Annotated in this window: 24 protein-coding genes; 3 read left to right on the top strand and 21 right to left on the bottom strand. The window is 65.4% G+C overall.

The window, feature by feature from the left end; all coding sequences use genetic code 11:
- Positions 1-82: 82 nt before the first annotated feature.
- Positions 83-1,354, bottom strand: a complete 1,272-nt coding sequence (locus tag ACZ899_RS16200) for an Hsp70 family protein (protein WP_234560890.1) — start codon at positions 1,352-1,354, stop codon at positions 83-85.
- A 163-nt stretch (positions 1,355-1,517) separates the two neighbouring features.
- Between ACZ899_RS16200 and cbpA the strand changes: the two genes are divergently transcribed.
- Positions 1,518-2,483: a curved DNA-binding protein gene (gene cbpA, locus ACZ899_RS16195; RefSeq protein ID WP_203648131.1), complete on the top strand. Its 966-nt coding sequence runs from the start codon at positions 1,518-1,520 to the stop codon at positions 2,481-2,483.
- Positions 2,484-2,485: 2 nt separating this feature from the next.
- Complete coding sequence (locus tag ACZ899_RS16190) at positions 2,486-2,791, top strand: chaperone modulator CbpM (protein WP_011535907.1); 306 nt, start codon at positions 2,486-2,488, stop codon at positions 2,789-2,791.
- Between the two features lie 81 nt (positions 2,792-2,872).
- On the opposite strand, the gene ACZ899_RS16185 is transcribed toward ACZ899_RS16190, so the two are convergent.
- The 7 genes from ACZ899_RS16185 to urtA all read right to left on the bottom strand — a co-directional run bounded on the left by ACZ899_RS16185 (position 2,873) and on the right by urtA (position 9,617).
- A complete protein-coding gene (locus tag ACZ899_RS16185) occupies positions 2,873-3,415 on the bottom strand; it encodes a GNAT family N-acetyltransferase (protein ID WP_234560889.1) in 543 nt (180 codons plus the stop codon).
- Between the two features lie 5 nt (positions 3,416-3,420).
- Complete coding sequence (locus ACZ899_RS16180) at positions 3,421-3,945, bottom strand: GNAT family N-acetyltransferase (protein ID WP_234560888.1); 525 nt, start codon at positions 3,943-3,945, stop codon at positions 3,421-3,423.
- Positions 3,946-3,976: 31 nt separating this feature from the next.
- Positions 3,977-4,675 (bottom strand): urea ABC transporter ATP-binding subunit UrtE, encoded by a 699-nt coding sequence (gene urtE, locus ACZ899_RS16175; protein WP_062572701.1) that lies wholly within the window; start codon positions 4,673-4,675, stop codon positions 3,977-3,979.
- Between the two features lie 126 nt (positions 4,676-4,801).
- Positions 4,802-5,659, bottom strand: coding sequence for an urea ABC transporter ATP-binding protein UrtD (urtD, locus tag ACZ899_RS16170; RefSeq protein WP_234560887.1), 858 nt, complete (start codon positions 5,657-5,659; stop codon positions 4,802-4,804).
- Positions 5,656-6,735 (bottom strand): urea ABC transporter permease subunit UrtC, encoded by a 1,080-nt coding sequence (gene urtC / locus ACZ899_RS16165; protein WP_234560886.1) that lies wholly within the window; start codon positions 6,733-6,735, stop codon positions 5,656-5,658. Before urtC ends, urtD begins: the two co-directional genes overlap by 4 nt.
- Positions 6,735-8,222, bottom strand: coding sequence for an urea ABC transporter permease subunit UrtB (gene urtB / locus ACZ899_RS16160; RefSeq protein WP_234560885.1), 1,488 nt, complete (start codon positions 8,220-8,222; stop codon positions 6,735-6,737). Before urtB ends, urtC begins: the two co-directional genes overlap by 1 nt.
- Positions 8,223-8,351: 129 nt before the next feature.
- Positions 8,352-9,617 carry an urea ABC transporter substrate-binding protein gene (gene urtA, locus ACZ899_RS16155; protein ID WP_234560884.1) on the bottom strand — a complete coding sequence of 422 codons (1,266 nt, stop codon included), beginning with the start codon at positions 9,615-9,617 and terminating at the stop codon, positions 8,352-8,354.
- A gap of 516 nt (positions 9,618-10,133) precedes the next feature.
- Between urtA and ACZ899_RS16150 the strand changes: the two genes are divergently transcribed.
- A complete protein-coding gene (locus ACZ899_RS16150; protein WP_186713780.1) occupies positions 10,134-10,433 on the top strand; it encodes a hypothetical protein in 300 nt (99 codons plus the stop codon).
- An 86-nt stretch (positions 10,434-10,519) separates the two neighbouring features.
- Here the strand turns inward: ACZ899_RS16150 and cycA are convergent, their stop codons facing one another.
- From cycA to cbiE, 13 genes are all read right to left on the bottom strand, one after another.
- Positions 10,520-11,935, bottom strand: coding sequence for a D-serine/D-alanine/glycine transporter (gene cycA, locus ACZ899_RS16145; protein ID WP_234560883.1), 1,416 nt, complete (start codon positions 11,933-11,935; stop codon positions 10,520-10,522).
- A 231-nt stretch (positions 11,936-12,166) separates the two neighbouring features.
- Entirely contained in the window at positions 12,167-13,531 is a 1,365-nt protein-coding gene (locus ACZ899_RS16140) for a PepSY-associated TM helix domain-containing protein (protein WP_234560882.1), read from the bottom strand.
- A 58-nt stretch (positions 13,532-13,589) separates the two neighbouring features.
- Entirely contained in the window at positions 13,590-15,656 is a 2,067-nt protein-coding gene (locus ACZ899_RS16135) for a TonB-dependent copper receptor (RefSeq protein WP_234560881.1), read from the bottom strand.
- A 69-nt stretch (positions 15,657-15,725) separates the two neighbouring features.
- Positions 15,726-16,157 carry a DUF2946 domain-containing protein gene (locus ACZ899_RS16130; RefSeq protein WP_232856587.1) on the bottom strand — a complete coding sequence of 144 codons (432 nt, stop codon included), beginning with the start codon at positions 16,155-16,157 and terminating at the stop codon, positions 15,726-15,728.
- Positions 16,158-16,182: 25 nt separating this feature from the next.
- On the bottom strand, positions 16,183-16,668 hold the full coding sequence (locus tag ACZ899_RS16125; RefSeq protein WP_234560880.1) for a copper chaperone PCu(A)C: 486 nt from the start codon (positions 16,666-16,668) through the stop codon (positions 16,183-16,185).
- A gap of 47 nt (positions 16,669-16,715) precedes the next feature.
- The gene (locus tag ACZ899_RS16120) at positions 16,716-17,105 is read right to left on the bottom strand and encodes a DUF2946 domain-containing protein (protein ID WP_234560879.1); all 390 of its coding nucleotides are present in this window, start codon (positions 17,103-17,105) and stop codon (positions 16,716-16,718) included.
- A 233-nt stretch (positions 17,106-17,338) separates the two neighbouring features.
- Positions 17,339-18,193, bottom strand: coding sequence for an SPFH domain-containing protein (locus tag ACZ899_RS16115; protein WP_110735010.1), 855 nt, complete (start codon positions 18,191-18,193; stop codon positions 17,339-17,341).
- A gap of 27 nt (positions 18,194-18,220) precedes the next feature.
- Positions 18,221-18,658: an NfeD family protein gene (locus ACZ899_RS16110; RefSeq protein ID WP_232856591.1), complete on the bottom strand. Its 438-nt coding sequence runs from the start codon at positions 18,656-18,658 to the stop codon at positions 18,221-18,223.
- A 72-nt stretch (positions 18,659-18,730) separates the two neighbouring features.
- A complete protein-coding gene (gene vapC, locus ACZ899_RS16105; RefSeq protein ID WP_203648116.1) occupies positions 18,731-19,141 on the bottom strand; it encodes a type II toxin-antitoxin system tRNA(fMet)-specific endonuclease VapC in 411 nt (136 codons plus the stop codon).
- On the bottom strand, positions 19,141-19,371 hold the full coding sequence (vapB, locus tag ACZ899_RS16100) for a type II toxin-antitoxin system VapB family antitoxin (protein ID WP_011535889.1): 231 nt from the start codon (positions 19,369-19,371) through the stop codon (positions 19,141-19,143). Before vapB ends, vapC begins: the two co-directional genes overlap by 1 nt.
- 82 nt (positions 19,372-19,453) lie before the next feature.
- Complete coding sequence (locus ACZ899_RS16095; RefSeq protein ID WP_234560878.1) at positions 19,454-20,182, bottom strand: cobalt-precorrin-6A reductase; 729 nt, start codon at positions 20,180-20,182, stop codon at positions 19,454-19,456.
- Complete coding sequence (locus ACZ899_RS16090; protein WP_234560877.1) at positions 20,179-21,273, bottom strand: cobalt-precorrin-5B (C(1))-methyltransferase; 1,095 nt, start codon at positions 21,271-21,273, stop codon at positions 20,179-20,181. Before ACZ899_RS16090 ends, ACZ899_RS16095 begins: the two co-directional genes overlap by 4 nt.
- Positions 21,266-22,477 carry a precorrin-6y C5,15-methyltransferase (decarboxylating) subunit CbiE gene (gene cbiE, locus ACZ899_RS16085; RefSeq protein WP_234560876.1) on the bottom strand — a complete coding sequence of 404 codons (1,212 nt, stop codon included), beginning with the start codon at positions 22,475-22,477 and terminating at the stop codon, positions 21,266-21,268. The genes ACZ899_RS16090 and cbiE overlap by 8 nt, the downstream gene beginning before the upstream one ends.
- Between the last annotated feature and the right edge of the window lie 117 nt (positions 22,478-22,594).

Below are 22,594 nucleotides of genomic sequence, written 5' to 3'. Positions count from 1 at the left end.
TCATCGCGGGGCAAGCCCGCTCCCACAAAGCAGTCATGAGCCTGGCGTGGGAGCGGGCTTGCCCCGCGATAAGGCCTTTGAATCAGGCTGCGCCGTAACGCTTGCGCGCCTCGATCGCCAGCCCGCTGCCGATGCTGCCGAAGATATTGCCTTCCACATGTCGCGCATTGGGCAGCATCGCCGCCACGCTGTTGCGCAGCGCCGGAATGCCGCTGGAACCACCGGTGAAGAACACCGTGTCCACCTGCCCCTCGCTGACGCCGGCCTTGGCCAGCAATTCGCTCACGCTGCCGCGCACCCGCTCCAGCAGCCCGCCGATGGCGTCTTCGAACAGCGCCCGGGTCAACTCGGCCGACAGCTCCGGCTCGATGCGGCCAAAGTCGATGCAGCGGCTGTCGCGCTCGGTCAGCTCGATCTTGCTGGCCTCCACTTCCATCGCCAGCCAGTGCCCGGCGCGCTGTTCGATCAGGTTGAACAGGCGGTCGATGCCGAGGGTGTCCTCGATGTCGTAGCGCATGTTGCCCAGGGCCAGCTGCGATTTCTGCGAGTACAGGGCGTTGATGGTGTGCCAGGTGGCCAGGTTGAGGTGGTAGCTGGTGGGCATCAGCGCACCGCTCTTCATCCGGCTGCCGTAGCCGAACAGCGGCATCACGCCCTGCAGGCTCAGCTGCTTGTCGAAGTCGGTACCGCCGATGTGCACGCCGCCGGTGGCGAGGATGTCGTCCTGGCGCTCGGCCACCTGGTGGCGCTCCGGTGACAGGCGGATCAGGGTAAAGTCCGAGGTACCACCGCCGATATCGACAATCACTACCAGCTCTTCACGGCTGATGCCCGACTCGTAGTCGAACGCCGCGGCGATGGGCTCGTACTGGAACGACACATCCCTGAAGCCGATCTTGCGCGCAACCTCCGCCAGGGTGTCCTCGGCCTCCTGGTCGGCGGCCGGGTCTTCGTCGACGAAGAATACCGGGCGGCCCAGCACCACCTGGTCGAATTCACGGCCGGCATCGGCTTCGGCGCGCTTTTTCAGCTCGCCGATGTACATGCCCAGCAGGTCCTTGAACGGCAGGGCGCTGCCCAGCACGCTGGTGTCGTGCTTGATCAGCTTGGAGCCCAGCAGGCTCTTGAGCGAGCGCATCAGGCGGCCTTCGTAGCCTTCCAGGTACTCGTGCAGGGCCAGGCGACCGTACACCGGGCGACGCTCCTCGATGTTGAAGAAGACCACCGACGGCAGGGTGATCTTGCCGTCTTCCAGGGCGATCAGCGATTCGACGCCCGGGCGGTGCCAGCCAACCGTGGAGTTGGAGGTGCCGAAGTCGATGCCAAGGGCGCGGGCCGGGGATACGTCAGACATGGGGGAGAGCTTCCGGAGGCAAAACGGCCGCGCAGTTTATGCCAGTCTGCGGCTAAATCAAGACCGGTCGTCTGCGATAGCGCAACCCCGGATGAACCTTGAAAGGCTATGCTTGACCCCAATCTTCAGTAGCAATACGTACATTCACATCGGTGATCCATAGATGGACTTCAAAGACTATTACAAGATACTCGGCGTCGAGGCGAGCGCGGACGAGAAGGCGATCAAGGCCGCGTACCGCAAGCTTGCGCGCAAGTATCACCCCGACGTCAGCAAGGAGCGTGACGCCGAGGACAAGTTCAAGGAGGCCAACGAGGCCTACGAAGTGCTTGGCGACAAGGACAAGCGCGCCGAGTACGACGAAATCCGCAAGTATGGCGGCCAGCATGGTCGGCCGTTCCAGGCACCGCCTGGCTGGCAGTCCCGTGGCGGCAATGGCGGCGGCGGTGGCTTCGAGGGTGGTGATTTCTCCGATTTCTTCAGCTCGATCTTCGGCGCCCGGGGCGGCAACCCCTTCGGTGGCGGCGGTGGCCGGCAACAACGCAGTGCCGGCAGGCGAGGGCAGGACGTGGAGCTTGAACTTGCAGTGTTCCTCGAAGAGACCCTGAACAAGGAATCCAAGCAGATCAGCTTCCAGGTGCCGCAGACCAACGGCGCTGGGCAGCGCACCGGCTTCACCACGAAAACGCTGAACGTGAAGATCCCTGCCGGGGTGACCGACGGCGAGCGCATCCGCCTCAAGGGCCAGGGCGCGCCGGGCGTGGGCGGTGGCGCCAATGGCGACCTGTTCCTGACCATCCGCATGGCACCGCACCCGCTGTTCGATGTCGAAGGCCATGACCTGATCATCACCGTGCCCCTGGCACCGTGGGAAGCGGCGCTCGGCGCCAAGGTGGCCGTGCCGACCCTGACCGGCAAGATCAACCTGACCATCCGCCCCGACAGCCAGAGCGGCCAGCGCTTGCGGGTCAAGGGCATGGGCCTTTTGAACAAGCAGGGCGAGCGCGGCGACCTGTACGCCCAGCTCAAGGTGGTCATGCCCGCCCAGTCCGATGACGCAGCTCGCGCATTGTGGACCCAGCTCTCCGAGAAAGCCGCGTTCAATCCGAGGACTCAATGGAGTAAGTGATCATGAGCAGCACCCTGATCGTTCAACTGGACATGCGTACCCTGTGCCAGGAAGCCGATGTGTCGGCCGACTGGGTGATCGAGATCGTCGAGCACGGCATTGTCGAACCGTCGGGGCGAACGCCCGAAGAGTGGGTGTTCGATGACCGCGCGCCGGTGACGTTGAAGCGCGCGGTGAAGCTGCATCAGGAGCTTGAGTTGGAGTGGGAAGGGGTGGCACTGGCGCTGGAACTGTTGGAAGAGGTGCAGCAGTTGCGCAGTGAGAACAGCATGTTGAAGCAGCGGTTGGGCAGGTTTACCCAGATGTGAGAGTAAAGCATCGCGGGGCAAGCCCGCTCCCACGCCAGGCACCGAGGTGCTTCGTGGGAGCGGGCTTGCCCCGCGATGGCGTCAACGCCGTTCTGAGGCGGGGGCCAGCACCTTGAAATACAACGCCGTCGCCCGATAAACCCCTTCCGGTCCGCAGGCATAATCCGGAATTTCCCCCGCCTTGCTGTACCCCTGCGCCCGATAGAACGCCTCGGCCCCAGACCCCGCCTCGGTATCGAGAAACAGCATCCCCCGCCCGATCCGCCGCGCCTCGGCCTCCAGCGCGTTCATCAACTGCTGCCCCAGCCCACGCCGCCGCGCATCGCTGTGCACCAGCAACTTCTGCACCTCGCCCCGGTTCAGCCCATTGGGCTTCAGGCACAACCCCAGCTGTACACTGCCCAGCACCTCCTGCCCCTGGGCGATGACCCAGAGCAGCTGCTCGCCACCGGCCAGCTTTGCCTTCACCTCATCGAAGTAGGCCTTGACCTGTGCTTCGTCGATATCGGCCAAAAAACCCACCGACGCGCCCTGGCGCACCGCATCGAGCAAAAGGGCCACCAGGCCGTCGCGGTAGTACGCCAGGCCTTCGTGGGTGACGCGGTGCAGCTGGGCGGTGTTCATGGGCTTCAGGTCCTTGAAGGGGGAAGGGTGTTGTCATCCAGGTACAGCTGCATGAAGGTCAGATCCAGCCAGCGCCCGAACTTCACCCCCACCTGCGGCATCTGCCCGGTGATGCTGAAGCCCAGGCGTTCGTGCAGGCGGATCGACGCGGCGTTGCCGCTCTCGATGGCGGCGACCATCACATGCTTGTCGCAAAGGCGCGCCCGTTCGATCAGCGCTTCCATCAGAACGGGGCCCAGGCCCTTGCCGCGCTGGTCGCCACGTACGTACACCGAATGTTCGACGGTATGCCGGAAACCCTCGAACGGCCGCCAGTCGCCAAATGAGGCATAGCCCAGCACGCCGCTGTCGTCCACCGCCACCAGGATCGGGTAGCCCTGCTGCGCACGGGCCTCGAACCAGGCCAGGCGGTTGCCCAGGTCCACGGAGGTTTCGTTCCAGATCGCCGTGGTGTTCCGTACGGCGTCGTTGTAGATGTCGAGGATGCCCGGCACGTCGTTGATCAGGGCGTCGCGGATCTGGTAACTCATGACAGCGTCTCGCAAGGGAAGTGGTTGCAGATTAAATGGTAACCAGGCCGCGCACACCTTCGGCCTGCATGTTTTCACCCCGGCCGCGCTGGACGATCTCGCCGCGTGCCATGACCAGGTACTGGTCGGCCAGCTCCTCGGCGAAGTCGTAGAACTGCTCCACCAGCAGGATGGCCATGTCGCCCCGGTCGGCGAGCTTACGGATCACCGCGCCGATCTCCTTGATCACCGACGGCTGGATGCCTTCGGTAGGCTCGTCGAGGATCAGCAGGCGCGGGCGGCTGGCCAGGGCGCGGCCGATGGCCAGCTGTTGCTGCTGCCCACCCGAGAGGTCACCGCCACGGCGTTGTTTCATCTGCTCCAGCACCGGGAACAGCTCGTAGATGAAGGCGGGTACTTCCCGTGCCTCGCGGGCGGGGAAGCGCGACAGCCCCATCAGCAGGTTTTCCTCGACGGTCAGGCGCGGGAAGATCTCGCGGCCCTGGGGCACGTAGGCGATGCCGGCCTGGACCCGCTGCTGGGGCTTGAGCGTGGTGATGGGTTTGCCTTCCCATTCCACGCGGCCCTCGCGGGCCGGCAGCAGGCCCATCAGGCAGCGCAGCAAGGTTGTCTTGCCCACGCCGTTGCGGCCCAGCAGGCAGGTGACCTCGCCGACCTTGGCCTCGAAGGACAGGCCGCGCAGGATGTGGCTGCCGCCGTAGTATTGGTGCAGGGTGTCGATTTTCAGCATGTTGTGCCCTTGTTTGATTTGAGCGTGGGAGCGGGCTTGCCCCGCGATGGCGTCAGGCCTGGAAGTGATGTTGGCCGGGCTGGCGCCATCGCGGGGCAAGCCCGCTCCCACGCAACCCTCGCAGGCCTATCTACCGAGATACACCTCGACCACCCGCTCATCCTCCTGCACCTGCGCCAGCGATCCTTCCGCCAGCACACTGCCCTGGTGCAGCACCGTCACATGGTCGGCAATGCTGCCGACGAAGCCCATGTCATGCTCCACCACCATCAGCGAATGCTTGCCCGCCAGCGAGCGGAACAGCTCGGCAGTGAACTCGGTCTCGGCGTCGGTCATCCCCGCCACTGGCTCGTCGAGCAGCAGCAATCTCGGCTCCTGCACCAGCAGCATGCCGATCTCCAGGAACTGCTTCTGTCCATGGGACAACAACCCCGCCTGGCGCTGTGCCAGGGGCAGCAGGCGCAGGGTGGCCAGCACTTCTTCGATGCGCTGGCGCTGTTCGCCGGACAACCGTGCCACCAGGCTAGCCCACACCGACTTGTCGGCCTTGAGCGCCAGCTCCAGGTTCTCGAACACCGTCAGCGCCTCGAACACCGTGGGCTTCTGGAACTTGCGGCCAATACCGGCCTGGGCGATCTGGCATTCGCTCATGCGGGTCAGGTCGAGGGTGTCGCCGAAAAACGCGGTACCTGTGTCGGGCCGAGTCTTGCCGGTGATCACATCCATCATGGTGGTCTTGCCGGCGCCATTGGGGCCGATGATGCAGCGCAGCTCGCCGACGCCGATGTACAGGTTCAGCTCGTTGAGCGCCTTGAAGCCATCGAAGCTGACGCTGATGCCCTCCAGGCTCAGCACCGTGCCGTGGCGGGTGTCGAGCCCGGCCTCGCGGCGCCGACCGAGGCCAATGGCCTCGCGACCGCTGCCGATCTGGTCGAATATCGGTTCCAGCATGAATTCCGGATGCACCGGGGGCACGCTTCTCATGGCTGGCTCCTTTTCTTCACAAGGCCGACCACGCCCTTGGGCAGGTACAGGGTGACGAGGATGAACAGCGCACCGAGGAAGAACAGCCAGTACTCGGGGAACGCCACGGTGAACCAGCTCTTCATGCCATTGACCAGGCCGGCGCCAAGCAGCGGCCCGATCAGCGTTCCGCGCCCTCCCAGGGCTACCCACACGGCGGCCTCGATGGAGTTGGTCGGCGACATTTCGCTGGGGTTGATGATGCCCACTTGCGGCACATACAGCGCCCCGGCCAGGCCGCACAGCACGGCGCTGAGCACCCACACCAGCAGCTTGAAGCCGCGTGGGTCGTAACCGCAGAACATCAGGCGGTTTTCCGCATCGCGTACGGCGGTGAGCAGGCGACCGAACTTGCTCTGGGTCAGGCGCCAGCACAGGAGCAGGCTGCCCAGCAGCAGGCCGACCGTGAGCAGGAACAGCGCGGCCCGGGTGCCCTGGGCGGTGATGTCGAAACCTAGGATGGTGCGGAAATTGGTGAAGCCGTTGTTGCCGCCAAAACCGGTCTCGTTGCGGAAGAAGAGCAGCATGCCGGCGAAGGTCAGGGCTTGGGTCATGATCGAGAAGTACACGCCCTTGATCCGCGAGCGGAAGGCGAAGAAGCCGAACACCAGCGCCAGCAACCCCGGCGCCAGCACCACCAGGCACAGCGCCCAGGCGAAATACTGGGTGCCGGCCCAGTACCAGGGCAGCTCGCTCCACGACAGGAAGGTCATGAACCCCGGCAGCCCATCGCCGGCCGCCTGGCGCATCAGGTACATGCCCATGGCATAGCCGCCCAGGGCGAAGAACAGGCCGTGGCCCAGCGACAGCAGCCCGGCATAGCCCCACACAAGGTCCAGGGCCAGGGCGACGATGGCGTAGCAGAGGATCTTGCCGACCAAGGTCAGGGTATAGGCCGAGACCTGCAAGGAGTGCCCGTCGGGCAGCAGCGACAGCAGCGGCAGGGCCAGCAGCACCAGGACGACAACGGCGCCGACGGCCAGCGACACCCGGGTGCCGGCCTTGCGCGTGGCAGTGACAATCAATGGCTGGTTCATCAGTCGATTACCCGTCCCTTGAGGGCGAACAGGCCTTGCGGGCGCTTCTGGATGAACAGAATGATCAGCGCAAGGATGAGGATCTTGCCCAGCACCGCACCGATCTGCGGCTCCAGCAGTTTGTTGGCGATACCCAGCCCGAAGGCCGCCCACAGGCTGCCGGCCAGTTGGCCGACGCCGCCGAGCACCACCACCAGGAACGAGTCGATGATGTAGCTCTGGCCCAGGTCCGGCCCCACGTTGCCGACCTGGCTCAGGGCTACGCCGCCGAGCCCTGCGATGCCGGAGCCGAGGCCGAAGGCGAGCATGTCGACGCGCCCGGTGGACACCCCGCAGCAGGCCGCCATGTTGCGGTTCTGGGTGACCGCACGCACGTTCAGGCCAAGCCGCGTGCGGTTGAGCAGCAGCCAGGTGAGCAGCACCACCGCCAAGGCGAAGCCGATGATCACCAGGCGGTTGTAGGGCAGCACCAGGTTGGGCAGCACCTGGATGCCGCCCGACAGCCAGGCTGGGTTGCTCACCTCGACGTTCTGCGCGCCGAAGATCAGCCGCACGGCCTGGATCAGGATCAGGCTGATGCCCCAGGTAGCCAGCAGGGTTTCCAGCGGGCGGCCGTAGAGGTGGCGGATCACCGTGCGCTCCAGGGCCATGCCGACGCCTGCGCTGACGGCGAAGGCCACCGGCAGGGCGATCAGCGGGTAGAACTCGATGGCGCCGGGAGCATAACGCTGCAACAGCACCTGGACCATGTAGGTGCTGTAGGCACCGAGCATCAGCATCTCGCCGTGGGCCATGTTGATCACCCCCAGCAGGCCGAAGGTGATCGCCAGGCCCAGCGCCGCCAGCAGCAGGATCGAGCCCAGCGACAGGCCGCTGAAGGCCTGGCCGAGCAGTTCGCCGACCAGCAGCTTGCGCTGTACCTGGGCCAGGCTGGTTTCGGCGGCGGTGCGTACGGCGGCGTCGGTTTCCGCGTCGGGTTGCAGAAGGGCTTCGAGGCGGGTGCGGGCCAGCGGGTCGCCGGTTTCGCCGAGCAGGCGCACGGCGGCCAGGCGTACCGCGGGCTCGCTGGCGCCCAGTTGCAGGTTGGCCAGGGCCAGGCCGAGGGCGGCGTGCACGGCGGCGTCCGGTTCGCTGGCGAAGCGGCGGTCGAGGAACGCCATTTGCGCGGGTTGCGCTGTTTTTTGTAGTTGCTGGGCGGCGGCCAGGCGCACGTCGGCTTGTTCGCTGAGCAGTTGATGGCTGGCCAGGGCGTTGTCGATCAGGCCTCGCAGGCGGTTGTTCAGGCGCAGTTTGCGGGTGTCATTTTCGGCGATGCGGCCCTGGCGCAGGTTGTCCAGCAGCGGCAGGCGGGCGGTATCGGGTTGGGCGGCCCAGGTTTCGAGCAGGCGGGCTTGCTCGGCGGGTTTGGCGCTGAGGAAGAATTCGCCTTCGCTGGCTTGAGTGGCCAGGGGTAGAAGCAGCAGTAGTGTGAGCAGGAGTCTGAGCATGCGGGCCATCCTGGAAATCGGCGGTGGATTCATCGCGGGGCAAGCCCGCTCCCACGCCACCCACCATTAGCTGACGAGATCTGCTAGCTGACGAGATCGGCGTGGGAGCGGGCTTGCCCCGCGATAGCGTCAGTTGCCCTTCACTGCATAGTCCGGCCGCTTGTCATTCCCCGGAATGAACGGACTCCAAGGCTGCGCCCGCAGCGGCTCCTCGGTCTGCCACACCACACTGAACTGCCCGTCATCCTGGATCTCGCCGATCATCACCGGCTTGTGCAGGTGGTGGTTGCTCTTGTCCATGGTCAGGGTGAAGCCCGACGGCGCCTTGAAGCTCTGCCCGGCCAGCGCCTCGCGCACCTTGTCCACATCGGTGCTGCCGGCCTTCTGCGCCGCCTGCGCCCACATGTGGATACCGACGTAGGTGGCCTCCATCGGGTCGTTGGTCACCGCCTTGTCGGCCCCCGGCAGGCCCTTGGCCTTGGCGTAGGCCTTCCAGTCGGCGACGAACTTCTGGTTCACCGGGTTATCCACAGACTCGAAGTAGTTCCACGCCGCCAGGTGGCCCACCAGCGGCTTGGTGTCGATGCCGCGCAGCTCCTCCTCACCCACCGAGAACGCCACCACCGGCACATCGGTGGCCTTCAGCCCCTGGTTGGCCAGCTCCTTGTAGAACGGCACATTGGAGTCGCCGTTGACCGTGGAAATGACCGACGTCTTGCCGCCAGCCGAGAACTTCTTGATGTTGGCGACGATGGTCTGGTAATCGGCGTGGCCGAACGGCGTGTAGACCTCTTCGATGTCCTTGTCGGCCACGCCCTTGCTGTGCAGGAAGGCGCGCAGGATCTTGTTGGTGGTGCGCGGGTAGACGTAGTCGGTACCCAGCAGGAAGAAGCGCTTGGCGCCACCGCCGTCCTCGCTCATCAGGTATTCCACGGCCGGGATCGCCTGCTGGTTGGGCGCCGCGCCGGTGTAGAACACGTTCGGCGACATCTCTTCACCCTCGTACTGCACCGGGTAGAACAGCAAGCCGTTGAGCTCTTCGAACACCGGCAGCACCGACTTGCGCGACACCGAGGTCCAGCAGCCGAACACCACCGCCACCTTGTCCTGGGTCAGCAGCTGGCGGCTCTTCTCGGCGAACAGCGGCCAGTTGGACGCCGGGTCCACCACCACCGCCTCGAGCTGCTTGCCGTTGACCCCGCCCTTGGCGTTGATCTCGTCGATGGTCATCAGCGCCATGTCCTTGAGCGAGGTCTCGGAAATCGCCATGGTCCCCGACAGCGAATGCAGGATGCCGACCTTGATGGTCTCGGCGGCCTGGATGCTCCAGCTCAGGCCCATCGCGGCGATCGATGCGCTGAGGGTAAAGGCCTTGATCAGACTGCGTCGCTTCATGTGCTCACTCCGATGTGATGGTGGGTGTTGGCCAGATCGGAGATTGCAAAGGCTGTGCCGGGCGTTGGAAGGTGCGTGATAGAGCGGTTGTGCGACGAATCGGGGCGCGGGGTGGGGCCAGGATGGTGCTTGCGGGTTGGGCCTGCACAGGATTGGGGCCGGGGGCGATGAACACTTTTGACACATAAGCACTACTTGAGTACCGTGCCGCACCGCAGTAGTTTCTGCGGTTCGGGATTGGCGTCCCGCTGTCAGAACCGGGCACATCGCACCTGCGATAGCGTGTCCTGCATGGTTGCACCCGTTATGGGCGGAGCCGTGTGTGGGAGCCTTCGGGCTCACCGGACCTTCTGACCGGCAACGCCAACCCGCACGGCTCCGTCCACCCATATTGGCGTATGGGCACGGAGAGACACTTCAGAAGGCTGCAAGGAGTAGCACCATGCTCAAGAAGATCGTTCCAGATCCACCGCTCGCATTTGTCGAGATCGCCACCTTTCATCGAGAGGTGCAGCCATGAACCAGGAATCGCTGGTCAACCACAGTCCCCGCAAATCCCGTCCCGTCACCGCTTGTTCCCACTTTGGCACCTGCAATCACGCCCATGATCCGATTCTCTCGGTACGTGCTGGCGTTGATAGCGAGGATGCGCTGGTGTGCGCGGTGGCGGCGTTGAAGGCGGCGTATGAGACCAATGCTGCCGCGTTAGAGAAGGCGGGGGAGCCGTTGCGCAGTTTGCTGACGGCGACCGAGAACTCGCTGGAGAAGGGGTTGGCGCTGGCCGAAGCCGTGCTTGAAGGGTTGGAGCAAGGCTAGAGGGCCTCATCGCGGGGCAAGCCCGCTCCCACGCCGACCTCACACGGCAGGCGTGGGAGCGGGCTTGCCCCGCGATGGGTTCAGGATCAGCTGTTCGACGCCCCACGCACGGTGGCGCGCGGCTGACGCCTGCTGCGCACGAACTGATAGGTCACCGCCAGAATCACGAACCAGATCGGCGTCACCACCAGCGCCGAGCGCGTATCCGCTTCCAGGCTCAACAGCACCAGAATGCCGGCGAAGAACACCAGGCACACATAGCACATGAAACGCCCGCCCGGCATCTTGTAGGTGGACTGCTCATGCAGCGCCGCGCGCTGTTTGCGGTAGCTCAGGTACGACAGCAGGATCAGCGTCCACACGAACATGAACAGCACCGCCGACACCGTCGTCACCAGGGTGAAGGCTTCGATCACATTGGGTACCAGGTAGATCAGCACCGCGCCCAGCAGCAGGCAGGTGCAGGAGAAGTACAGGCCGTTGGCCGGCACCGCGCGGCGCGAGAGTTTCTCGAACGCCTTGGGCGCATCGCCCTCCTGGGCCAGGCCGAACAGCATGCGGCTGGTGGAGAACACGCCGCTGTTGGCCGACGAGGCCGCCGAGGTCAGCACCACGAAGTTGATGATGCTCGCCGCCGCCGGCAGGCCGGCCAGCACGAACAGCTCGACGAACGGGCTCTTGCCCGGCACCACGTCGCGCCATGGGGTCACCGCCATGATGGCGATCAGCGCCAGCACGTAGAACACGATGATGCGGATCGGGATCGAGTTGATCGCCCGCGGCAGGGTGCGCTCGGGGTTCTTCGCCTCGGCGGCGGTGGTGCCTACCAGCTCGATGCCGACGAAGGCGAACACGGCGATCTGGAAGCCGGCGAAGAAACCGAGCAGGCCGTTGGGGAACATACCGCCGTCATTCCACAGGTTGGCCAGGGTGGCGGTATGGCCTGCTGGCGATTGGAAGCCGGTGATGACCATGTACAGGCCGGTGGCGACCAGGCCCATGATGGCGATGATCTTGATCAGGGCGAACCAGAACTCCATTTCACCGAACATCTTCACCGTCACCAGGTTCAGCGACAGCAGCAGGGCCACGCAGCTCAGCGCCGGTATCCACTGCGGAAGGTCCGGGAACCAGAATTGCGTGTAGGCGGCGATCGCCACCACGTCGGCGATGCCGGTGACCACCCAGCAGAACCAGTAGGTCCAGCCGGTGAAGTAGCCGGCCCAGGGGCCGAGCAGGTCGGCGGAGAAATCGATGAACGACTTGTAGTTGAGGTTCGACAGCAGCAGCTCGCCCATGGCGCGCATGACGAAGAACAGCATGAAGCCGATGATCATGTAGACGAAGATGATCGACGGGCCGGCCAGGCTGATGGTCTTGCCCGAGCCCATGAACAGGCCGGTGCCGATGGCGCCGCCGATGGCGATGAGCTGGATGTGGCGGTTGGTCAGGTTGCGTTGCAGGTGCTGCTCTTCGGAGGGTGTCTGGGAGGTCCGGGTCATAGGCTGCATTCCATTGAGGGTCAGTCTTTTTGTGAGCGAAAGCCGAGTAGGCTATCACGTCGCGTTCCGATCGCGGGTGCGGCAGATCGGCACGATCTTGGCGGTGCAGCGCGGTGCTCGACATGACGGGAATCAATGGTTGTTGGTGCCGGCCTCATCGCGGGGCAAGCCCGCTCCCACGCCAGCCCTGTGAGATTGGCGTGGGAGCGGGCTTGCCCCGCGATTGCGATATCAGGCTCGAACCATGACCCGGCGTCTCACAACCAGACTATCCACCACCCACATCACCACCATCGAAATCCCCACCAGCGGGAAGGCAACGCCTAGCACCACCATCACCCCCACGGCCATCTTCCAGCGCGGCAGGTCATGGCGCAGCGGCGGCACCCCCAGCCCACCAGCCGGCTTGCGCTTCCACCACATCACCAGCCCACTCACCGACCCCAGCAGGATCATCAGGCACACCAGCAGGATGACGATCTGGTTCAACGGCCCGAACATCTTCCCTTCGTGCAGCATCACCCCCAGCTCCGTGGCACGCGCCACCGGGCTGTAGTCCTGCCAGCGCACATCGGCCAGCACCTGTCCGGTGTACTGGTCCACATGCAGGGTGGCATCGTTACGCGGATCGTCGGCGAACACCGCAATGGTGAACACTCCTTCGGCACTGGTCGGCAGGGTGATGCTGTAGCCCGGCTCGACCTCGCGCAGATTGGCGATGTTCTCGACCTGCTGCAGGCTCACCTGGGGCGCGGCGGGGGCGTGATCCATCATGTGGTGCCCGGCATGCTCGGCATGGGCGCCGGACACCGGCATCGGGGTGTTCTCCATGGCCCACGGCACGGTCTGGCGGTGGGCTTCATTCAGTTCGCGTGCCTGCTTGTCGGACTTGGGCACATCATTCCACATGGCCGCCGGGAACCGGTTCCATAGGTCGGCATACTGCTTGCCCCATAGCCCGGTCCAGGTCATGCCGCTGATCAGCATCAACAGCAGCAGGGCTGAGCCCCAGAATCCTGTAACAGCATGCAGGTCGCGCCACAGCACCCGGCCGCGTGCGCTCAGGCGTGGCCACAGCACGCCCGCGCTGTTGCGCCCGCGTGGCCACCACAAATAGAGGCCGGACACGACCAGGACGATGCCCCAGCCGGCCGCCAGCTCCACCAGCCGGTCACCGACCGTGCCGACCATCAGCTCGCCATGCAGGGCACGGGCAATGGCCTGCAGGTTTTGCTTGCCGTCCTGTTCGCCCAGCACCTTGCCGCTGTACGGATCGACGAACACGTTCAGCTCGCGCCCGCCGTCATGTACGACGAACTGTGCGCTGCGCTCGGCGCTCACCGATGGCAGGTACTGCCCCACCTGACCCTGTGGATAAGCCTGGCGTACGTTGGCCAGCAACGTATCGGCGCCCTGTCGGTGATGGCCGGCCTCGACCACCATCAGCTCGCGGTACATCAGCGGGTCGAGCTGCGGCTTGAACAGGTAGATGATCCCGGTGATCGCCAGCAGGATCATGAACGGCGCCACGAACAGCCCGGCATAGAAATGCCAGCGCCACGCAAGGTTGTAGAAGGAAACGTTTGGTTTGCTCATGGGAGCCTCCCGTAGACCTTAAGTGGGCGCGGTCAGGTCCCGCGCCCGTTTGTTGTTGTCAGAAGCTGAAGTCGACCTTGGTCCAGAAGGTCCTGCCTGGCTCGTTCACCGGGTCCGTGGCGTTGGCCGGGTAGCCGAACCCGGCGTTCCCGGCCAGGTTCAGGTGCTCGGCGTAGGCCTTGTCGAACAGGTTGTCGACGCCCGCGCTGAGCTTGAGGTTGTTGTTGATCTTGTAGGCGCCGTTGAGCGAGAACACGCCGAAGCCTGAGCTGGTGTCGTAGTCCTTGCCGACCACATTGCCCTGGTTCTGGGCGATGCGGTTCTGCTCGGCCACCAGGCGCCACAGGGCGCCGACGCTCCAGGTGTCGCGGCTGTAGGTCAGCCCCAGGCGGCTTTCCAGCGGTGGCATCTGTGGCAGGGCCTTGCCGTCGCTGCTGTTCTTGCCCCAGGCGTAGGCCAGGGTGGCGTCGGCCTTCCAGTTTTCGGTCAGTTTGTAGGCTGCGCCCAGTTCGCCGCCCATGATGCGGGCGTCGATGTTCTGTGCCTGGGAGGTGAGCGAACCCATCATGTTGCGCTGGTAGTCGAACAGGATGTAGTCGCGGACCTGCCCGACATAACCCGAAGCCCAGGCTTCCAGGCGCTCGTCGCGGTACTGGATGCCAAAGTCGAGCTGGGTGGTCTTCTCCGGCTTGATACCGTCGAAGGCGTTGACCGAGCCGGCCGGGGCGCGCTTGGGCGAGAACAGCTCCCAGTAATCGGGGAAGCGCTGGGTATGACCGAGGCCGATGTAGGTGGTGGCCGGAATCGCCGCCAGGTCGTGCTCGTAGCGCACGAAGCCGCTGGGCAGGGTGTCGGCGCGGGTATCGTCTTCAGTGGCGCTGCCCTTGCGGAAGTCTCGGGCCGAAGCGCGGTCCAGGCGGGCGCCGGTGACCAGGCGATCTTCACCGGTCGCATACCAGGTGAGCTCGCCGAAGGCGCCGTAGTTGTGGAAGTCGGCATCCTTGGTCCAAGGCTTGCCCTTGTGCGCGTTGACGCCCATGCCGCCGCGTTGGCGGTGTTCGTTGGTCTGCGCGTCGATGCCGCTGATCAACTGCACGTCGGCCCAGCGCCAGGTGGCCTTGATCCGCGCGCCCATCGTGCGGCGGTCGACGTTGCTGACCATGGGCATCCCCATCATGCCGGCGCCCGACGGGGTGCGTAGGGTGTAGTTGTCCATCACGTGGTCGGCGTAGTTGTAGTAGACCTGCGCCTCGACCTTGTCGAGCACCTCGCCGAGGTTGGACTTCTCGAAGCGCAGCCCCAGGCTTTCGCGCTTGAACTGCGAGCCGTCCATGCCCCGCCCGGCGGAGCGGGCCTCGCCGTCGCCCTTGCCGGCGGTCAGCTCGAGCAGGGTGTCAGCGTCCGGGGTCCAGCCGAGGCTGACGTCGCCGTTCCACTTGTCCCAGCGCGAAGGCACGGTGTCGCCGTTGCCGTCCTCGAAGTCGTCCGAGTGCGACTGGTTGCCGATGAAGCGCACGTAGCCGAGCTGGTTGCCGGCCGCGGCGTCGAGCACCTTGTCGAAGCGGCCGTTGGAGCCGGCCAGCACGCTGCCGTTGACCCGGCTGCCGAGCTCGCCGAATTTCTCTGGGTCACGTTCGAAGAGAATGGTGCCGGCGGAGCCGCCGGGGCCCCAGATCACACTTTGTGGGCCTTTGATCACGGTGAGGCGGTCGTAGGTTTCCGGCGAGATGTACGAGGTCGGAGCGTCCATGCGACCGGGGCAGGCGCCGAGCATCATGCCGCCGTTGGTGAGGATGTTCAGGCGTGAGCCGAACATGCCGCGCAGCACGGGGTCACCGTTGGTGCCGCCGGCGCGGATCACCGAGAAGCCAGGGATGGTCTTGAGGTAGTCACCGCCGTCGCTGGCCGGCACGGGCTGGCGCGGATCTTTAGGGTTGGTGACCACGGTCAGCGGTGAGCTCGGAGCGATGGCGGTGATCACCGTTGGGCTCAGCTCGGCCGGGTCGTGCACATGGCCTTCGTGGCCGGTTTCGGCGGCAAAGGCCAGTGGCGCGAGCAGCGAGCCGCAGAGCACGGTGATGGTGCCACGCAGGGAAAGGGCAAAAACAGGGGTGCAGCCGGACATAATGATTCCAGTCGATCAGTCGTGAGTCAGCGCGAAGCCTCCTGGCTTCGGGCGTTTAGCGTGTTGTGTTCAGGCGACGATCGAATGGGGCGGCGCGCGGCTGCGGGCGCCGGGGAATACAGCCTGCCGGGCATGGCCCTGGCGCGTGGCGATGGTGAGGTGGGTGGGTGGGGGGGCGCAGCCTGCGCTGAGCGGGCTGAGGGTCTGGGGCAGGGCGGGGCAGTTGAACAGCAGGCTGCAGTAGCCGCACTTCTCCCACATGACATGCAGCTGGCCATCGTTGCCGTGGCCGTGGTGCTCGTCGTGACCGTGCGCCATGGGCATGCTCATCGACATGTCCATGGGCATGGACATGCCGGCGTGGTGCTCCATCGGCATCGACTGGGAAACCAGCGGGCCGATGAAGATCATCCACATGGCGAACAGGCTCAACCAGCCGCCACCGACGCGTCTGCGATCAGGGCGGGTAGTGCGGGCGGAGCTGTAGCGCGGCAGGCTCATGGCGAGCGCCTGTCAGTCGATCAGGTCAGTGCGCGTGCTCGTGCGCCGCGGCCTGCTCGGCCGGTGGCTGCTTCTGCACCGCGACGTCGACAGTGACGTCACCGGCTTTTTCGAAGTGCAGGGTCAGCGGGAAGCGCTTGCCGTCGGTCAGCAGGCTGCGGTCCTTGGGTTGCATGATCATCACGTGGTAGGCGCTGGGGGCGAACACCACATCCTTGCCGGCCGGGACCAACACGCTTGGCACATGTTGCATCTTCATGGCGCCGGCGGCGCTCATCACATGCTCATGCAACTGGGCGTCGTCGGTGATGGGGCTTTTCACCGAAAGCAGGCGGTCATCGGCCTTGCCGTTGTTGTGCACGACAAAGTAGGCCGCCACGTTGGGCGCGTTCGGCGGCAGCTCCAGCGACCAGGGGTGGGCGATATGCAGGTCGCCGACGCTGTACTCGTGGGCGGTGGCGTAGGCGCCGGGCAGCAGCAGGGCGGCCAGGACGAGGGCTTGCTTGAGCATGGGTGAGTCTCCGGTCTGTTCAGGTTCTGAAGGACAGCGTAGTGAACTCAGACCAGCGGAGAGGCACGGGGATTGAGCGCGGGCCAGAGTTGGCGCGGCGTGGGTTGGTAGTCGGCGAGGTGTTGTGGGTGGCTTGCCGGCTGCACGGGAGGGTTGTGCAACTGCGGCGGGTAGCCGGGTAGGGCCAGCAAAGGCGCCGCGCCCAGGCAGCACCAGCAGTTCATCATGCTGGCGCTGTCGTCGCTTTGCGTCCCCAGGTCGATCTTGGCCAGGGCCTGGACATCGACCTTGGCCTTGTTGGCCATGCTGGAACAGAAAGCCCCCCACAGCAGCTGTTCGGCCGGGCCCTTGGGCGCGGCAGAGGACAGCGGCATGGCCAGCAGGTTGAACAGCACTGCGAAGCAGGCTATCCAGGCGATGTGCCGACGTGGGGGCATGGAGAGATCCGGTCAGGAATCGTGATGGCTATTGTACGGCGGAGTATAGGTAAAAAAGCCGGGGTGCGGTGAAGTGCCGCACCTGGAGGAGAGCATGTCGTGCCAGAGGCGCGGGTTCGTGGGAGCGGGCTTGCCCCGCGATAGGGCCAGGCCTGGGAATGATGTTGCCTGGGCGGGCCCTATCGCGGGGCAAGCCCGCTCCCACGATGCCCGCTCGCGCAGGGCTGGGGGTATCAGGCCTTGCCACGCCCCATCAGCCCACGCACGGTCTCCTGCAGATCCGCCGGCAGCACCACCACCTTGGCATTGTCGCTACCCGCCAGATTCTCCATCGCCCCGATATACCGCTCACCCAGCAGGTACATGGCCGGCACGGTCTCGCTGCCCACCGCTTCCTTGACCAGGGTGATCGCCCGCGCCGACGCCTCGGCCAGGTTGACCTGCGCCTCGGCATCCAGCTTGGCCGCCTGCAGGCGCGCCTCGGCTTCGAGAATCGCCGCCTGCTTGTTGCCTTCGGCGCGGGTCACATCAGCTTTACGCTCACGCTCGGCGGCCGCCTGGCGTTCCATGGCGGTCTGCATGCTCGGCGAGGGCTTGATGTCCTGGATCTCCACCGAGCGCACGGTCACGCCCCAGTCTTCGGTCTGCTCGGACATCGCTTCGCGCAGGCGCGCCTTGATCTGCTCGCGGCTGGACAGCGCCTCGTCCAGGTCCATGGCGCCGACGATGGCGCGCAGCGAGGTCATGGTCAGGCTGGTGACGGCGAACGAGAAGTTCTGCACGCCGTACGAGGCCTTCTGCGGGTCGACCACCTTGGCGAAACACAGGGCGTTGGCGACGATCACCGCGTTGTCCTTGGTGATGATCTCCTGCTGCTGCACGTCGAGGATGATGTCCTTGGTCGGCAGGCGGTAGGCGACCACGTCCATGTACGGAATGACGATGTTCAGGCCCGGCTTGAGGGTGCTGTGGTAGCGGCCCAGGCGCTCGACGATCCATTCCTCGCCCTGGGGCACGATGCGCACCCCCTTGAACACGGTGATCAGGACGAATGCGGCGAGGGTGCCGACGACGATGAGGCTGGTCATGCTTGCGAACTTCCTTTTAGTGCGGATTCAGGCCCGGGTGACCCGGGCGGTGTTGCCTTCGATGGCGGCCAGGCGCACGCGCTCGCCGGCGGGAATTTCATTGTCCGAGACGCAAGTCCATTCCTCGTTGCCGAGGATCGGTTTCTGAAAGCGTACCCGGCCTTTCTGGAACTGCGACACGTTGGCGGTCAGCAGGCCGACCTCGCCGATCACGCTGTCGGCGGTCCAGCGCACGTCCGGCTTCTTGCGGCGGAACACCTTGAACCAGAGCACGGTGGTGATCGATGAGAACACCACCCACAGCAGGCCCTGCATATCGAGTTGCAGGCTGGGGGCGAGCAGCGAGACGAGCGACACCAGCACGGCACCGACGCCGAACCAGAGGATGAAGAAGGTGGGGAGCACCAGTTCCAGCAGGATCAGGGCCACGCCGAAGACGAGCCAGATCCACCATTGCATTTCCATATGGGTGGAGCCTTCCAGAAGGGGAGAGGTGATTCTACGGCAGGATCAAGGCACAGGGCCATCTCGTGACCGTCAGCGTGGGTGTGACACCCAGTCTTCCACACGCAACCCCGGAACACGCTGGAACTCGCGCAGGTTGTTGGTCACCAGCGTGAGGCCACGAGCGCGGGCGTGGCCGGCAATCATTCTGTCATAGGGGCCGATGGGCGTGCCGGCCTTGGCCAGTTCCGCACGTAGCTGCGCGGTGTGAGCTGCGCCCTGAATGTCGTAGTCAAGCACATCGAGCCGTGCGGCGAACCCCTCGACAATGGCCAGGTTACGTTCCGGCGCGGCGGATTTTTCCGCACCGTAGATCAACTCCATCAGGGTTACCGTGCTGATGGCCAGTTGGCCGTGGTAGCGATTGAATGCCTCGCGCACTACCTGTGGCTTGTTCTTGATGGTGAAAATGCAGATGTTGGTATCGAGCATGTACCTGAGCATCAGAATCCTTCGCGCTCCTGGTCGGCTGGCTGTTCCCTGCTTGCCATGAAGTCCGCACTCACATCGTCACCCTCGAACCAGCTGTCCCAGCTTTCGCCGGCAGGCGAAATGATACGGGAACGGCCCACCGCGACGATGTCCACGCGGGTGACGTCTTCTGGAAGGGCGAGGGCTTTGGGCATACGGATAGCCTGGCTGCGGTTGCTTTTGAAGACTGCACCTTGCTCCATGATGGGCCTCCTTGAAAGCGCAAATGTATGTCCGGAGTTTAATTCCGGGAATGGATATGTCAATGGGATATACGTAGCGAAGTCAGGCCTTGGACAGGCCGAGCGCCTCCAGCAGTAACCCTGCATCTTGAAACGCCCGATCCGCCTCCGGCAGCACCGGCCGCTTGAGCACCAGTACTGGAATCCCGCGCTCCCGCGCCACTTCCAGCTTCGGCTCGGTGGCCGTGCTGCCGCTGTTCTTGCTGACCAGCACATCGATCCGCCGACGTTCGAACAGGGCACGTTCGTCGTCGATGAGGAACGGCCCGCGAGCACCGATCACCTCGCAGCGTTCATTGCCGGTACACGCCTCGAGCGCGCGCAGGGTCCAGAACTGGTGTGGTGGAATTTCGTCCAGATGATGCAAGGGTTCACGACCCAGCGTGAACAAGGGGCGCTCGAACGGGGTCAGCGCCTCGATCAGCCCGGCCCAGTCCTCGACTTCGCGCCAGTCGTCCCCAGCCTGCGCCTGCCATGCCGGGCGGCGCAGGGCCCAGCAGGGAATGCCTGCGCTGTTTGCGGCGAGAGCAGCATTGCGGCTGATCTGCGCGGCGTAGGGGTGGGTAGCGTCGATCAGCAGGTCGATGCCTGTTTCGCGCAGGTAGTCGGCCAGGCCTTCGGCACCGCCATAACCACCGACCCGCACCTGGCACGTCAGGTCCTGTGGTACACGGCCGATACCGGCGAGGCTATAGACGTGCTGAGGACCCAGCTGGCGAGCAATGGCCAGGGCTTCGGTGACGCCGCCGAGCAGCAGGATGCGCCCCTTCATGCCACACCTGCCTTGCCGACGATGCCGCCCTGGCGGTCGATGGCGAACACTTCCACCTGCACCTGGGCCGGCACCACGCTACGGGCGAAGACCAGGGCGTGGCGGCACACCTCATCACCCAGGGCGATGCCGGCGGCATGCGCCAGGGCGAGGGCCTGCTGGCTGGTGTTGGCGGCGATGATCGCCTGTTGCAGTGCCGCGTCCGCGCCAATGGCCGCCGCCCAGCCCGCGAGCTGTGGCAGGTCGATGCTGGAGTGGCGGCTGTGCAGGTCCATGTGCCCGGCCGCCAGCTTGCTGATCTTGCCGAAGCCACCGCACAGCGTGAGGCGTGGCACGGGCACATTGCGCAGGTGCTTGAGCACGGCGCCGACGAAGTCGCCCATCTCGATCAGGGCGATCTCCGGCAGGTTGTAGACACGGCGCATGGTGTCTTCGCTGGCGTTGCCGGTGCAGGCGGCGATGTGTGTGTAGCCGTTGGTGTGGGCGACGTCGATGCCCTGGTGGATCGAGGCGATGTAGGCCGAGCAGGAGAACGGCCGGACGATGCCGCTGGTGCCCAGGATCGACAGCCCGCCGAGGATGCCCAGGCGCGGGTTCATGGTCTTCAGGGCCAACTGCTCGCCGCCCTGGACATTGACCGTCACTTCGAAACCGCCGTGGTAGCCGCAATCGCCGGCCAGTTGCAGCAGATGGTCGCTGATCATCTTGCGCGGCACCGGGTTGATGGCCGGTTCACCGACTGCCAGCACCAGCCCCGGGCGGGTCACGGTGCCAACGCCCGCGCCTGCGACGAAGCGAACGCCGGGCTCGGCAAGCAGGCGCACCTGGCTGTAGAGCAGGGCGCCGTGGGTGACATCGGGATCGTCGCCGGCATCCTTCAAGGTACCGGCCTCGGCCATGTCACCCTTGAGGTGGCAGAACTCCAGGCGCATCTGCACCACCTTGCCCTTGGGCAGGGTGATCTCCACCGCGTCGTGCCGTTGCCCGGTCAGCAGCAGGCGCGCCGCCGCCAGGCTGGTGGCGGTGGCGCAGCTGCCGGTGGTCAGGCCGCTGCGCAGCGGCGCGGGCTGTTCGCGGGTTTCTTCACGCATCGAGGGGCTTCACCACGTCGAGCAGGGTGATCGGCAGGGCCTGGCGCCAGGTGTCGAAACTGCCCAGAGGCTGGGTGTGGGCGATGTGGATGCGAGTCAGCTCGCCGCCATGCTGGTCGCGGAACTGCGCCAGGGCGACCTCGCTTTGCAGGGTGACGGCGTTGGCAACCAGGCGCCCGCCCGGCAGCAGGCGCTCCCAGCACAGGTCGAGCATGCCTTTGCGGGTGACGCCGCCGCCGATGAAGATCGCGTCCGGACGCTCCAGCCCGGCCAACGCTTCGGGGGCCTTGCCGCGAATCAGTTGCAGGCCGGGCACGCCGAGGGTGTCGCGGTTGTATTCGATAAAGCCCTGTCGGCCCTCGTCGGCCTCGATCGCAAGGGTACGGCAGCTGGGGTGGGCGCGCATCCATTCGATGCCGATCGAGCCGCAGCCAGCACCTACGTCCCACAGCAGCTCACCGGGTTGTGGTGCCAGGCGAGCCAGGGTGATCGCTCGCACGTCGCGCTTGGTCAGCTGGCCGTCGTGACGGAAGGCGCTGTCGGGCAGGCCGGCCACACGCGGCAGGCGTGGGGTGTCGGGCGAGGCCTGGCATTCGATGGCGACCAGGTTGAGCGTGGCGATGTCGGTGTGCGGCCAGTCGTCGGCGGTGCCGCTCAGCATTCGCTCCTGGGGGCCGCCGAGGTGTTCGAACACCTGGAGACGGCTAGGACCGAAGCCTCGTTCGCACAGCTGCGAGGCAATGGCCGCCGGGCTGCACTCGTCGTTGCTCAGCACCAGCAGGCGCACGCCGCTGTGCAGATGGGCATTGAGCGCGGCCAGTGGGCGGGCGACCACCGAGACCACCTGTACATCCTGCAACGGCCAGCCCAGGCGGGCGGCGGCCAGGGCGCAGGAGGAGGGCATCGACAGCACCTGCAATTCCTCGGCGGGCAGCTGGCGCGCCAGGCTGGCGCCGACGCCGTAGAACATCGGGTCGCCGCTGGCCAGTACGCATACGGGCTCGCCGCGCAAGGCCATGACCGGGGCCAGGGAGAAGGGGCAGGGCCAGTGCAATTGCTCGGCGGTCACGCAGCGGGGCAGTAGTGCCAGCTGGCGTGGGGCCCCGATGATTCGCGTGGCCGATAGCAGGGCACGCCGGGCCTGCTTGCCCAGGCCGCTGAAACCGTCTTCGCCGATGCCTATTACTGTCAGCCAGGGGGCCATCTGTTCCTCGTACCAATCATTGATCGCGGGGCAAGCCCGCTCCCACGAGGTGGCGTGGGAGCGGGCTTGCCCCGCGATTTGTCTAAGCGTTCGACCACCGGTTTTTCATGCCGCCGG

Source organism: Pseudomonas sp. TE31087 (assembly GCF_057284075.1).
This window is presented reverse-complemented; position numbering and strand designations above follow the sequence as displayed.